Origin of the sequence: Mycobacterium simiae (assembly GCF_008370645.1) — a bacterium.
Taxonomy (GTDB): Bacteria; Actinomycetota; Actinomycetes; order Mycobacteriales; family Mycobacteriaceae; genus Mycobacterium; species Mycobacterium simiae_A.
Window position 1 is genome coordinate 1 of record NZ_VTZN01000469.1, and the last position, 662, is coordinate 662.

At 65.0% G+C, this 662-nt stretch carries 1 pseudogene; it reads right to left on the minus strand.

Annotated elements, in window-relative coordinates:
- Window positions 1-662: pseudogene (locus tag F0Q45_RS28360) on the minus strand (hypothetical protein); the annotation flags it as partial.

Below are 662 nucleotides of genomic sequence, written 5' to 3' on the forward strand. Positions count from 1 at the left end.
CGCGCCCGTCATCATTCCGGTGGTAAACGACTGGCTCAACGACTGTGGTGAGAGCGGTGCTCCAGCCGCAGCTGGTGGCGAAACACCTGGCAACGACGGGCTACCAACGCCAACCGCCGAAGCACTTGGGGGTAACGACGTCGGACCAACGGTGCTCGGCAGCGCCGGTGGTCCGGGCATCCCCAGAGGACCGCCGTAAGCTGAACCCGGCGGTGAGGCCGTTGGCGCGACGTTAACTGATTGCGGCGCGCCGGTCAGGCCTTTAGGGCCGCTGTACGCGGACGTTGGTGGGGCGTCCGCTGGCCCGCTGTAATCCGGTGACGGTGTGCTCGCTGACCCTCGGGGTTCGCCGTACGCTGTCGCTTCTGTCGTGTTAGGCGGGGAATCCAAGTCCTCCGCGGTAATCGGGCGTGATGGTCGGGGGCCGTCGATGTTGACGCCGTGCTCGCGCAGCCACGTCCGGGCTTCGCGGCCGCCGATGGTCTCGTCGAGTACCCGCTGCGTCGCGTCGATGATGTTCGACATCGCCATTCCGGCAGCGTTGGAGGCGCTCGAGTTCGACTCAACAATAACTTCGTTGACCGCGGCAACTTTCACGTCCGGAGGCCCTTTGCTGGACAGGATCTGATTGATCCGCTCACTGCCGGAGTTCGCGATTTCCT